This window comes from Pontibacter indicus (assembly GCF_900156345.1).
GTDB lineage: Bacteria > Bacteroidota > Bacteroidia > Cytophagales > Hymenobacteraceae > Pontibacter > Pontibacter indicus.
In genome coordinates, this window is the sequence record NZ_FTPP01000006.1 from 16770 (window position 1) to 28436 (window position 11667).

Consider the following 11667-nt stretch of genomic DNA (forward strand, 5'->3'; position numbering starts at 1 on the left):
CAAACATTTAACCCATCATATCGCAACGCGTTGCCTCCTGGAAATAGGGAAGCCGACAAAAATGCCTGTTGCACCTGTTACCTTTTTCCTATATATTCAAGACTGCAATCAGCAGTTGAGCCATGCCGCCCCGTTCAGGCAACGGGACGACAAGACAGGGGCTTCGGCACCTGGCTTTCCGGCAGGCTGACCCGTTTGAGTAGGATAGTTTATAACCTGCTCGGGGAGTTCATGCTGAACGGCTGCATCCGCTGAAAGCGCCAGTTGAGTACCTCATTATCGTTTAGCCGGACCGGCAGTGCAATTTCCTAATCATTCATAACCAAAACCCATGAGCACCAGACGTAAGTTCATCAAACTAACAGCCGTAGGCGCAACTTTCCTGAGTGGCGGCTTTTCCTTTGCCAGCGCTTTTGCCGGCTCTGTCAGAAAAAGCAAGCCCAACAGACCGATTGTGCTCTCCACCTGGGAGCACGGCCTACCCGCCAACGAGGCTGCCTGGAGGATACTGTCTCAAAGCGGGAGTGCGCTCGACGCGGTGGAGGCGGGTGTCCGGGTGCCGGAGGCAGACCCCAAGGTGCGGACCGTTGGCTACGGCGGCTATCCGGACCGGGAGGGAAAGGTGACGCTGGATGCCTGCATCATGGACAAGGATAGCAACTGCGGGGCTGTGGCCTTCCTGCAACACATCAAGCACCCGATATCCGTGGCCCGCAAGGTGATGGAGGACACGCCGCATGTGATGCTGGTGGGAGAGGGGGCCTTGCAATTCGCCTTGTCTAAAGGGTTTAAGAAGGAAAACCTGCTGACACCGGAGTCAGAAAAAGACTGGAAGAACTGGCTGAAGGAGTCCCGCTACAAGCCGGTCATCAACATCGAAAACCACGACACCATCGGCATGCTGGCCCTGGATGCGAACGGGGATCTGGCGGGCGCCTGCACGACCAGTGGCGCTGCCTACAAAATGCACGGCCGGGTGGGCGATTCTCCCATCATCGGGGCCGGTCTGTTTGTAGACAACGAAGTGGGCGCTGCCACGGCTACGGGCCTGGGCGAAGCCGTTATCCGGATGGTGGGCAGCCATTTGGTGGTGGAGCTGATGCGGCAGGGCCATTCCCCGGAGGATGCCTGTCGGTTGGCCGTAGAACGCATTATCTCCAGGCAGCGGGATGTGAAAGACCTGCAGGTAGGGTTCATTGCCCTGAATAAGCAGGGGGAATACGGGGGCTACTGTATCCACAAAGGCTTTAACTATGCCATACAGGATGGGTCAGGCACGAAGTTACTGGATGGAAAGAGCAAGTTCTAATCCGGCCCCTGTGCTGGAAATATGTGTGGATTCTGTTGCCTCTGCCCTGGCCGCCGAGCGGGGCGGGGCCCAGCGGGTGGAACTTTGTGATTACCTGGCCGGTGGTGGCACCACACCCAGTGCGGGTATGATCGAGGTGGTGCGCAAAAGTATCGGTATTGGCCTGCACGTCCTCATCCGTCCACGCCGGGGAGACTTTTTATACACTGCTGCGGAGTTTGAGGTCATGAAAAAAGATATCGCCCTGTGCCGTACGCTGGGTGTGGATGGCGTGGTGATTGGCGCCCTGACGGCTGATGGACGCATCGATACCGCCGGAACAGCGGCACTGATGGCCCAGGCCAGCGGCATGAGCATCACCTTTCACCGGGCCTTCGACCTTTGTGCCGATCCCTTCCAGGCGCTGGATGAGCTGCTGGCCCTGGGTGTGGATCGCCTGCTCACATCCGGCCAGCAGGAAACAGCACTGCAGGGAGCGGAGCTGATCCGGAAGCTGCACGAGCGCGCGGCAGGTAAACTGGTCATCCTGCCCGGCGGGGGCGTCACCCCTGCTCATGTGCGGGAACTGCTCCGTCGGACCGGTGTGTCCGAAGTGCATGCCTCCGCCCGAACATCTGTGCAAAGTAGCATGCAATTCCGCAAGGCTTACCCGCCTATGTCAAGTGAGAGGCGGCTGTCAGAGTTCGAGCAGCTGGTGGCCGACGCCGAGGTGGTCCACGCCCTGCGCGCCGCCTTTAATGGATGAGAGAGCTTTTGCTGTTTTACTCCACGCTTGATCTCGGCCTGTCTTCTTTGGCCGTGCCCCAGGCAGTGCTGGGTTTGCTGCCCATTTCGAAGACCAGCTTGCCGCCCCGCACCAGGTCCCGGTGCAGGATGTAGGCGTTCGTATAGGGTACGCCGTTGAAGGTGATCCGTTGAATGTACTTGTTCTCCGGGGAGTTATCCAGGGCTTCTATCTCAAGTGTCCTCCCGCCCGGCATGGCCAATGTCGCCTGCCTGACGGCGGGGCTGCCAAACACATAAGCGCCGTTAAAAGGGTTTACAGGATAGAAGCCAAGCGACGAGAAAACATACCAGGCCGACAGCTGGCCCACATCCTCGTTCCCGATCAGCCCATCGGGTTGATCGGTATACATATTTTCCACGATAAACCGCACCTGCTCTGCTGTTTTCCAGGGCTGGCCGGCGTAGGCATAGAGGTAAGTAATGTGGTGGCTGGGCTCGTTGCCATGTGCGTATTGCCCGATCAGTCCGGTGATGTCGTTTGACGCTTCCTCGCCCATGTCGCCTGCTGCGGCAAACAGGGAATCCAGTTTTTGTGCGAAGGCTTCCTCGCCCCCCATTAAGGTCATCAGCCCCTCCACATCCTGGGGCACCAGCCAGGTATACTGCCAGGCATTCCCCTCGGCGTAGTCGTCTTTGCGGTGGGCCGATTTAAAGGGGTCGAAGGGGCTGCGCCACGCGTGCTGTGAAAGGCGGCCCCGCATAAAGCGCGTTTGTTTGTCGAAGTAGTTTTCGTAGTACCTGCCGCGCCTGCTGAAGTATTCGTAGTCTGCCTGCTGGCCCCGCCTCCTGGCCACCTGGGCAATGCTCATGTCGGCAATGGCATACTCGAGGCCTTTGGCGACACTCTCCACTTCCTCGTCGGCGGGGATAAAGCCTTGTCTCTTGACGAAGGGAAGGCCGAAGGCATCGCCCATCGCGGTGGCTTTCATCGCCTCGTACGCCAGTGCATGATCAAAGCCGTCAAAGCCTTTGAGGAGGGCATCCGCTACGACGGGCACGCTGCTGTAGCCCACCATGGTATTGGTCTCGTTGCCCATCAGGTGCCAGACGGGCAGCTTGCCCTGCTGCTGGTAGATAGCCAGCATGGAGTTGATCATGTCGTTCACCCGGTCCGGCTGCAGGATGGTAAACAGGGGGTGTGCCGCCCGGTAGGTATCCCAAAGGGAAAACGTGGTCAGGTTGGTGAAATTCGCCTTGGGGTAGACTTTCTGATCCGTGCCGCGGTAATCGCCGTTGTGGTCGTTGAAAACGGACGGGACAATCAGGGTATGGTAAAGCGCCGTGTAAAAGGTCCTCCGTTGCGCCGGGCTGTCGGTTTGTATCCGCACCTTTTGCAGTTCCCTGTTCCAGGCGGTATCCGCCGCCGCGACGACCTGCTCGAAATCCCAATGCGGCACCTCCGCCCGGATGTTGGCCAACGCATTTTCCGGGCTGACGGGCGAGATGCCCACTTTGAGCTTGATCTTCTCGCCGGCCTTGGTTGTGAAAAAAGCCACCCCCTTTATCCCTTTTTCCGTGCTGGCGGCCACCGCCGTACCAGACGAGTCTGTTACCTGGAAGCTGGAAAAGCGCTGCATGGGCTGGGAGAAAACAGCGGCAAAGTAGATGCGCTGGTCGGCGGCCCAGCCCCTGGAGTAGCGGTAGCCGGCCAGGGTGCTGTCGTTGAGCTGCGTCATAAACGTTTCAGTGGGCTGGTCCCAGCCAATGCCTTCTTCCAGGTCAACAATCACCTGGGCCTGCTCTGAGGCCGGGAAGGTGTACTGATGGAAGCCCACCCGCGCGGTGGCTGTCAGCTCGGCCTGTATGTTGTAGCGCTGCAGCCTGACGGCGTAATAACCTGGCCGGGCGGTTTCGTCCTGGTGCGAGTACAGCGACAGAAAGCCCTTCTCCGGATGTTGATGGGTTCCTTTCAAAAGCTTCAGCGGGCCGGTGGTGGGCATGATGGCAATATCTCCTAAATCGCCGATGCCGGTGCCGCTCAGGTGCGTGTGCGAAAAACCGACAAGGGTCGAGTCGGAGTAATGGTAGCCGGAGCACCAGTCCCATCCTTCGGTCAGGTTATTGGGCCCCAGTTGCACGGCCCCGAATGGGACACTGGCACCCATGAAAACATGGCCGTGGTAGTCGGTCCCGATGTAGGGGTCCACATACTGCGTGAGCGCAGCCGGGAACTGGGAGGCATTTTCTCTGGTGCTGCTGCAAGAAGCAAGCGCACCAATGACGAGGGCCATCACAGCCACAAGTTTTAAAGCGGGGATCGGTTCCATTACCATGAGGCATTCAGTTGAATGTAGCGGCTTGTCGGGCGTGTGTCCTTTTCAGGAAGCCGCGTGGAAGATAAACTATAAAATTGGGATATGTTAGTATTTTCATACGGGATGACAGCATCCCCAGCCTTCCGTCACAGCCTGGTTGTGGTCGCTGTGTCAGGCACAAATTCTGAATTTAAAATGACAGTGCCTCGTATACTGTGTGAAGCTATCAGACAAAATTCAAACAAAATCATGTGCGGACGCTATTCCCTCATACCAAAGACCACCAAGGGCAGGTCCAGAGCCGCCAAGCTGGTGAAGCAATACCTGCAGGAGGCGCACTATAATGCCGCTCCGAGCCAGGCACTCCCTGTTGTGACCGGGCAGGAGCCGGACAAGCTCCAGCTCTTTTCCTGGGGCCTGCAACCGTTTTGGGCGAAAGACGCAAAGGCCGTCAAACGTTCCATCAATGCACGGGCGGAGACACTGGCCGAGAAGCCGTCATTTCGCAAGCTGTTAACGTCTAAGCGCTGCCTGGTACCAGCTGACGGGTTCTTTGAATGGCAGGTAACGGGGCAGGGGAAAGTGCCATTCCGCCTCATGCTCAAGAGCGAGGAATTGTTTACGTTCGCGGGGCTTTGGGACGAGTGGGCGGACAGGAACACAGGCGAAGTGCTGCACACTTTTACCATCATCACGACCGAGGCGAACGACGTGGTGAAGCCCATACATGACCGGATGCCCGTGCTGCTAACACCAGAAGCGGAAGAACTGTGGCTGAACGGGAACGAGACGCAGGCGGGACTCCTTTCTTTGCTGGTCCCTTACAGTGCAGAGGAAATGAAGGCTTACGCTGTATCCCCGCTCCTAAACTCACCTGCGCACAACGTGCCGGAGGTGCTGAACTCCCTGTGAATACGACAGTGTTAGGCCGCCTGCCTTTTCAGCAGCCGGCTCAGCACCTCCGGCATGCTGGTCTCGGGATGGTTTTGTAGTCGGGCGCTACAAACCTGTCGTGTAAGATCAAGGCTGATCTTGATTAGGTTGCGGCCCTTCAATGTAACGCCATTAAGTAAAAACATATGCTCTGTCCGGGGTGCGGTTCGTAGATTACGACGGCCATCGCAATAAACTGACGCCGTGCCGGAGGGCGGAAGCGCGGCCTTTTGCAGGTGCAGGCGGGCGGCTTGCGGCAGCAAAGGGTAAAAGGGGGATTGTGTTGGGGTTCCTAAAAGTTGTAACTTCCACTGCATCCACTTTCCTACTGCTTGCCTATGGACCATTTCTACAACCGCTTATTACTGCGCATCCCGGCCTATCCGCATCCCAGCTACCGGGAAACCGATCTTTCCGAACACCTTGGCTCCCCCTTTTTCAGGGCCGCCCTGCAGCTGGCCAGCCCGGCCCTGTTCCAGGAGTTGGCAAAACATGCCTTTGAGGCGGAGGCCCTGCCGCCCAGGGTGCTGCTGGCCGTCCGCAAATACCTCAACCGGATGTGCTTTCGTCCTACGCCCTTCGGGCTGTTTTCGGGCTTTGCCGTGGCGGACTGGACGGATGAACCTCATGCAGGTCTATGGCTGAATGGTGAGCGGCTTCAGGCCCATGCCCAGCTGAGTTTCCGGCATGCCCGGGCGCTGGCCGGGCAGCTGCTGGGAAATGCGGCACCTGTCTATGATACCTACCAAGCCAATGGATCCCGCTACCAGGTTGCCGGCACGGACCGCTTTCTACGCTTTGAAGAGGATCAGGAAAAGGGGGACAGGACCTTTTATGTGGAGGCGGTGGAGCGCCTGGCACCCGTACAGACCGTTCTGAACTTCTGCCGGGAGCCCCGTCCCCGGGAAGCGATCCTGACCCGGCTCATGCAGGAGACGGGCGTTTCTGCGGTGGAAGGGGAGGCCTTCCTGGAGCAGCTCATCGCCCAGCAGCTGCTGGTGTCTGTCTGGCAGCCTGCGGTAACGGGTGATGATTACCTGCTGCGTGTCTGGCAACACGGCAGGCAGCACTTGGAGAAGCAGCCCCTTGGCGCCAGTGCCGCTTCGTTGCTCGCGCGGCTGCAGCAGGTAGTCAACACAGCGCAGGCAGACGAGCTGGGGGGGCGCTTGCTGGCCGGTGACTTGGCGTGGCCGGGAGCGCCGGCCGGTCACGCGCTTTACCTGAACATGGAGCGGCAGGTAACAGGCGGCGGGGTGCCTGAGAGCTGGCAGGAGCCGGTCCGGGAGGCCTTGGAGGCGATCGGGCGGCTGGTGTCCCCGCAGCAACCACCCGGGTTGCGGCATTTTCGGGAGGCCTTCCTGCAGAAGTTCGACCGCAGGGCCATCCCCTTGCTGGAGGCCCTGGATCCGGAGGTGGGGGTAGGGTACGCGGAGCTGGCCGGCAGTTTCCAGGTGCCCCATCTCCTGGACGGCTTCGTGTTTGACACCGGGCAACAGCAACAGGAGCAAGTCATCAACTGGACGCCGGCGCACTCCCTGTTGCTGGAAACCTGGCAGGCCCAAGGGAATGTGCCCACCCTGGCACTCGACCTGGAGCAGGTGCGGCAGTTGCCGGCACCCGTGGGGGAGGTGGCACCCAGCCTGTCGGTGCTCTTCCGGGTCCTGGGCGAACAGGTGTACATCGAACAGGCGGGCGGGGCCAGCGCCACGGCGCTGCTGGGGCGCTTCACGCCTTTGAGTCCGGCTATCGGCGAGATGGCGCTGGCCATCGCGGAGGCGGAGCAGGAGGCCAACCCGGATGTGATCTTTGCGGAGATCGCCCATCTGAGTGAAGCCCACACGGCTAACATCGACCGCCGCAGCGCAGTGCGGGCCTACGAGATTCCGGTGCTGGTGGCCCCGGGGGTGGCTCCGGAAGGGCAGCTGCCGCTGGAGGACCTGCTGGTGTGGGTGGAAAACGATGAGATCATCCTCTGGTCCCGCAGACTGGCCAGGCGGGTTATCCCGCGGCTGGGCTCGGCCTATAACTACACGCGCAACGACCTGGCCGTTTTCCGGTTCCTGTGTGATGTGCAGTACCAGGGGATACGGACCAATTTCAGCTTTAACCTGCGCGCCTTTTTCCCGGACCTGCCTTATTACCCGCGTGTGAGCTGCGGAGGGGCGATCCTTTCTCTGGCCTCCTGGCACCTGCGGCGGGAGGAACTGGCTGAAGTACTGAACACTGGCCCCGGCCAGCAGGTAGCGCGGCTGCAAACACTGGCAGCCGCGCGGAACTGGCCGCGCCAGGTGGCCCTGACCGTGCACGACCACCAGCTGGTCTTTGACCTGGGGCAGGCAGAGGAGGTCCGTTTCTTTCTGGCTGCCATCGAGCAGGAAAAAGCGTTCACCCTGCGCGAGTTTCCCTTTGCCGGGGAGGAGGCGGGGCTGGTGCGCGACGAAAAGGGGCAGGTGTATGTGCACCAGCTGCTGGCGGCCGTCTTCCACCGGCGCGCCGTGTACCAAAGGCCTGCCAGGGAGGTGGCATGCTTTGCCCCGGCCCTGGAGCGGAAACGACGCGTTATGCCAGGAGGGGAGTGGCTTTACTGGAAGCTGTACGGCCACCCGGCGCGGGCCAATGAGCTGCTGATCCGCCTGCAGGGGCTGCTGGCCCGCCTGAAAAAACAAGGGCTGGTGCGGCAGTGGTATTTTGTGCGGTACCGGGACCCCGGGTATCACCTGCGGCTGCGGGTGCAGCCGGGGCTTGCCTGGGCCGCTGCCTTTGAGCGCCTGAGCACAGCCCTGGAAAGGCTGGTGCGGACGGCGGCCGTCCAGGACCTGGTGCTGGCCGTCTACGAGCGGGAGCTGGAGCGCTATGCCTCCGCACCCGGCATCCTGGAAGCAACCGAGTCCTTTTTCTGCGCCGACAGCGCCCTGGTAACGGGATTTCTGCGGGCCACCGGCTGCCAGGAGACGGAGCCGGGCTACTACCGGTTTGCGGTGGAGACGCTGGACCTGCTGCTAACGGACTTCGGGCTGACACTGGCCCAAAAGGAAAGTCTGCTGGACGTGCTTTTCCAGGCTTTTTACCGGGAGCACGGGGGCGGAAAGGCGTTGAAGCAGCAGCTCAGCAGGCGTTACCGTGCTTTATGCCAGGAGGCGGTCTTCGGGGCAGATGCGGCCCAGCGGCAGGCCTGTGTTTCCTTCAGGGGGAGTGACCGGCTGCTGGCTAATTTCAAAGAGGCACTGGTGTTATTGAGGCAGCGGACAGCGGGACTGCCTCACCTTCGACTCCAGCAGTTGCTGGCCGATCTGGTGCACATGCACCTGAACCGGCTGCTGGTGGACGATGCCCGGAAGCAGGAACTGGTGCTCTACTATGGCCTGCAACGCGCCTACCAGTCCACCCGCGCCCGTCAGCAAAAGCCGAGCAGCCAGGTGAGACCAGGGCCCTGACAACCGGCCCTGGGCCTCAGGGCAGGCGCTTGCTTTTAATCAGGCGGGCGTTGACATTTTGCAGGAAGGGCTCCCGGTAGGACGGGCCAAGGGGAACGACGTCCTGGTTTTCCAGGATGACCTGGTTGCCTTCCACGGTGTGCACTTTGGCATAGGGCACGATAAAGGATTTATGCACGCGGGTAAAGGCGCCGGCAGGCAAGCGCTCCTCCAGTTCCTGCAGGGTGAGGTAGGTGATGACCTTTTTATCCCGGAGATGCAGGATGAGGTAATTCTGCATGGCCTGTATGTACTGGATATGGCTCAGGACCACGCGTACCAGCTTGCCCCTGCTGTCCCCCTTCACATAGCAGTAAGCCTCCTCCTTTCCCGAGAAGGGGGAGAGGGCGTTCCGGCGCTCGCGGATGCGGGTGACGGACACCAGAAAACGCTCATAGAGTATAGGCTTGAGCAGGTAGTCGACGGCATCCCGGTCAAAGGCATCCAGCGCAAAACCGGAGTAGGCGGTGGTAAACACCACCCGGGTATGGGGCGCCAGGAGCTCAGCTAGCTTGACGCCCGACAGCTGGGGCATCTCCACATCGGCAAATACGATGTCAGGTTTGTACAGCCCCCGGGTGATGGCGTCCAGGGCAAGGAGCGGGTTTTCCTCGGAGCCGAGCAATTGCAGGCCCGGCGTCTGCTGGATGTAGCGGGTGAGGACCTGGATGGCATGGGCCTCATCATCGACGATATAACAGGTGATCATAGCAGTTTGAGTTGAAAGTTCAGGTAGTAGTTCCCGTCGTCCTCCCGGATATCGAGGCGGTACTCGTGGGACAGGTAGAGGCGTTCGAGCCGTGTCCGCACGTTCCGGATGCCGATGCCGAAGCCCTGCACGGGAGGAAAAGGCCTTGTCTTGTTCTGCGTGGCCACATGGAGCCAGCCATCGCGGCAGGCCACCTGCACGGTGGCCGGGGAGGCGGCATCGGTCAGGTCCCCGTGCTTGAAGATGTTCTCGACAAAAGTAAGCAGCAGCAGCGGCGGCAGGCGGTAATTCCCGGTGACGCCCTGCACGTCCAGTTGGATGTAGAGCGGGAAGCGGAAGCGCAGCTGGTTGAGGCTGACATAGTGCCGGAGGTGGCTGACCTCGGCCGAAAGGCTGGTTTTGCCATCAGCCTGCACGCCGGTCAGGCTGTGGCGCATGACCTCGGCGAGCAGCAGCACGCTTTCAGAAGCCTTGGGGGCTCCTTCCTGCACCTGGTTGAAAATGAAGTTGAGCGTGTTGAACAGGAAATGGGGATTGATCTGGGCCTGCAGGTAGGCACTTTGCGCTGTGGCCAGGTCCTTCTCCAGTTCCGCGCGTGCCCTGGCGCCTTCCAGCTGTCTCAGCTCCATGCGGCTGATGCGCCGCTGGTGCTGGAGGGTGCGCCACACAAACCAGAAGGTGGTGCTCAGGCCGAAAAAGTAGGTACCCCGCCAGATAAACCCCACCACAAAGCGCTGGTTGAGGGTCACCTGCCGCGGGAAGGACCGGAGGGTATTGTAGAGGTGTTCCAGGCCGTACTCCAGCAGAATGTAGCCGCTCAGCTGCAGCGGTACCAGCAACAATAGCAGGTAAAGACGGCCTTTTTTGCGGAAGGCGAGGGGCAGCACCAGCTGGGAGGTGGTGTAGAAAAGGAGCATGTTGAGCGCATAGTAGCCGATGTACTCCCAGGCATGGTCCAGCCGCGTGTCCGAGACATAGAAGACAATGGAGAGCTCATAGAGGATGAAGACCGTCCAGGCGAGGGCGTGGTAAGCCAGGTGGCGGGCACTGAAGCCCGGACGGGTAGCATTGACAGGCTGGTCCATGATCCTTCATGTAAGTTATGCCGTCTTGTGGCACGTGTAAGCCGGCTTTGATGTAATAATTTTTCCGGTGGTTGTCTGATGTTCTATCTTCAGGGAAGACAAAACATAGCCGAAAGATGAAAAAGAAAACAAAGAGGATCCCAGTTCTTCGTGTTCAGCCGCTGTTCCGATTTAGCACCGGACAGCGCCAGACGTCCACCACGCTTGACCCGACCCTGACCACCATCACGATCACCACCACCGGACTGCCACAGGAGAATGACCGGAACAAGGCAGGCTCGGTACAGCGCTAGCAGGATGCAGGAGCAGGCTTACCGACGCAAGCAAGGACCCCATGATCAGCCAGACAGAGGAACTGTGGCAGGCACTCCATGCCCACTACCCGCTTGATGCCGCCCTGAAGCGGCAGCTGCAGCGCATCTTTACCCAGAAGCACTATGCCCGCAACCATTTCCTGGCAAAGCCCGGCAGCACGGCGCGTCACGCCTGGTTTGTGCGCAAGGGGGCGGTGCGGGCCTACCAGCTGGACAAGACGCGGGGCACCGAGGTCGTCTCCTGGCTCTGGCTGGACGGGGACCTGGTGTGGGCCGCCGACAGCTTTTGCCGCCGCCTGCCCACCCGGCTCTTCATCCAGCTGCTGGAGGACAGTGTGCTGCAGGTGGTTTCCCGGCAGGATCTGGACCACACGCTGGAGCACTTCCCGCAATACCGCCACCTGGAACGGGCTGTGGCCGAAAGCTTTCATCACCGCCTGCACCAGCATTACCACCGCCGTGTCAGCCTGCCGGCCACGGCGCGCTACCAGCACCTGCTACAGACGCGTCCCCAGCTCTTTCTGCGGGTGCCCGTCAAAGACATCGCTTCCTTTCTGGGCATGTTTCCCGATACCCTGAGCCGCCTGCGCGGCAAACGCTAGGGCAGGGTGACACGCCGAAAAGAGCCCTGCTACGGCAGGGCTCTTTTGCTATGACAGGCAGTGTATGCTACTGGTAGAGGTATCTCAGGGCTGTTCTGTCGTTTGCGTTGAAGTAGCGGTTCACACCAGTGCCGATGCAGGCCAGCATCCAGGAGTTAGGATCGGCGCCGGTTGGCGTGCCCGGGATATGAACGGCACCCA

11 protein-coding genes are annotated in these 11667 nt (G+C 60.3%); 6 read left to right on the forward strand and 5 right to left on the reverse strand.

The window, feature by feature from the left end; translation table 11 throughout:
- Positions 1 to 331 precede the first annotated feature (331 nt).
- Together B0B12_RS19775 and B0B12_RS19780 are read left to right on the forward strand one after the other, a co-directional pair.
- Entirely contained in the window at positions 332 to 1309 is a 978-nt protein-coding gene (locus B0B12_RS19775; protein WP_076672456.1) for an isoaspartyl peptidase/L-asparaginase family protein, read from the forward strand.
- Complete coding sequence (locus B0B12_RS19780; RefSeq protein WP_076672457.1) at positions 1290 to 2054, forward strand: copper homeostasis protein CutC; 765 nt, start codon at positions 1290 to 1292, stop codon at positions 2052 to 2054. The genes B0B12_RS19775 and B0B12_RS19780 overlap by 20 nt, the downstream gene beginning before the upstream one ends.
- Before the next feature lie 16 nt (positions 2055 to 2070).
- Here the strand turns inward: B0B12_RS19780 and B0B12_RS19785 are convergent, their stop codons facing one another.
- A complete protein-coding gene (locus tag B0B12_RS19785) occupies positions 2071 to 4362 on the reverse strand; it encodes a GH92 family glycosyl hydrolase (protein WP_244554788.1) in 2292 nt (763 codons plus the stop codon).
- A 237-nt stretch (positions 4363 to 4599) separates the two neighbouring features.
- Between B0B12_RS19785 and B0B12_RS19790 the strand changes: the two genes are divergently transcribed.
- Positions 4600 to 5262 carry an SOS response-associated peptidase gene (locus B0B12_RS19790; protein ID WP_076672459.1) on the forward strand — a complete coding sequence of 221 codons (663 nt, stop codon included), beginning with the start codon at positions 4600 to 4602 and terminating at the stop codon, positions 5260 to 5262.
- An 11-nt stretch (positions 5263 to 5273) separates the two neighbouring features.
- Here the strand turns inward: B0B12_RS19790 and B0B12_RS20470 are convergent, their stop codons facing one another.
- The gene (locus tag B0B12_RS20470; protein ID WP_170871922.1) at positions 5274 to 5429 is read right to left on the reverse strand and encodes a hypothetical protein; all 156 of its coding nucleotides are present in this window, start codon (positions 5427 to 5429) and stop codon (positions 5274 to 5276) included.
- A 192-nt stretch (positions 5430 to 5621) separates the two neighbouring features.
- Between B0B12_RS20470 and B0B12_RS19800 the strand changes: the two genes are divergently transcribed.
- Complete coding sequence (locus B0B12_RS19800) at positions 5622 to 8717, forward strand: lantibiotic dehydratase (RefSeq protein WP_076672461.1); 3096 nt, start codon at positions 5622 to 5624, stop codon at positions 8715 to 8717.
- A 16-nt stretch (positions 8718 to 8733) separates the two neighbouring features.
- Here B0B12_RS19800 and B0B12_RS19805 read toward each other — a convergent pair whose 3' ends face one another.
- On the reverse strand, positions 8734 to 9465 hold the full coding sequence (locus tag B0B12_RS19805; protein WP_076672462.1) for a LytR/AlgR family response regulator transcription factor: 732 nt from the start codon (positions 9463 to 9465) through the stop codon (positions 8734 to 8736).
- Complete coding sequence (locus B0B12_RS19810; protein ID WP_076672463.1) at positions 9462 to 10550, reverse strand: sensor histidine kinase; 1089 nt, start codon at positions 10548 to 10550, stop codon at positions 9462 to 9464. The genes B0B12_RS19805 and B0B12_RS19810 overlap by 4 nt, the downstream gene beginning before the upstream one ends.
- A 116-nt stretch (positions 10551 to 10666) precedes the next feature.
- Here B0B12_RS19810 and B0B12_RS20475 point away from each other — a divergent pair, with 116 nt between their 5' ends.
- Together B0B12_RS20475 and B0B12_RS19815 are read left to right on the forward strand one after the other, a co-directional pair.
- Positions 10667 to 10843, forward strand: coding sequence for a hypothetical protein (locus B0B12_RS20475; RefSeq protein ID WP_170871923.1), 177 nt, complete (start codon positions 10667 to 10669; stop codon positions 10841 to 10843).
- 41 nt (positions 10844 to 10884) lie between these two features.
- A complete protein-coding gene (locus tag B0B12_RS19815) occupies positions 10885 to 11466 on the forward strand; it encodes a Crp/Fnr family transcriptional regulator (protein WP_076672464.1) in 582 nt (193 codons plus the stop codon).
- 67 nt (positions 11467 to 11533) lie between these two features.
- Here B0B12_RS19815 and B0B12_RS19820 read toward each other — a convergent pair whose 3' ends face one another.
- Positions 11534 to 11653, reverse strand: a complete 120-nt coding sequence (locus B0B12_RS19820; protein WP_342039377.1) for a M57 family metalloprotease — start codon at positions 11651 to 11653, stop codon at positions 11534 to 11536.
- Positions 11654 to 11667: the final 14 nt, after the last annotated feature.

Bases quoted from the DNA above. Each gene is read 5' to 3' on its own strand.
- B0B12_RS19805 (WP_076672462.1), bottom strand. From the start codon at position 9,465: ATGATCACCTGTTATATCGTCGATGATGAGGCCCATGCCATCCAGGTC.
- B0B12_RS19785 (WP_244554788.1), bottom strand. From the start codon at position 4,362: ATGGAACCGATCCCCGCTTTAAAACTTGTGGCTGTGATGGCCCTCGTC.
- B0B12_RS19800 (WP_076672461.1), top strand. From the start codon at position 5,622: ATGGACCATTTCTACAACCGCTTATTACTGCGCATCCCGGCCTATCCG.
- B0B12_RS19815 (WP_076672464.1), top strand. From the start codon at position 10,885: ATGATCAGCCAGACAGAGGAACTGTGGCAGGCACTCCATGCCCACTAC.
- B0B12_RS20475 (WP_170871923.1), top strand. From the start codon at position 10,667: ATGAAAAAGAAAACAAAGAGGATCCCAGTTCTTCGTGTTCAGCCGCTG.
- B0B12_RS20470 (WP_170871922.1), bottom strand. From the start codon at position 5,429: ATGTTTTTACTTAATGGCGTTACATTGAAGGGCCGCAACCTAATCAAG.
- B0B12_RS19775 (WP_076672456.1), top strand. From the start codon at position 332: ATGAGCACCAGACGTAAGTTCATCAAACTAACAGCCGTAGGCGCAACT.
- B0B12_RS19810 (WP_076672463.1), bottom strand. From the start codon at position 10,550: ATGGACCAGCCTGTCAATGCTACCCGTCCGGGCTTCAGTGCCCGCCAC.
- B0B12_RS19780 (WP_076672457.1), top strand. From the start codon at position 1,290: ATGGAAAGAGCAAGTTCTAATCCGGCCCCTGTGCTGGAAATATGTGTG.
- B0B12_RS19790 (WP_076672459.1), top strand. From the start codon at position 4,600: ATGTGCGGACGCTATTCCCTCATACCAAAGACCACCAAGGGCAGGTCC.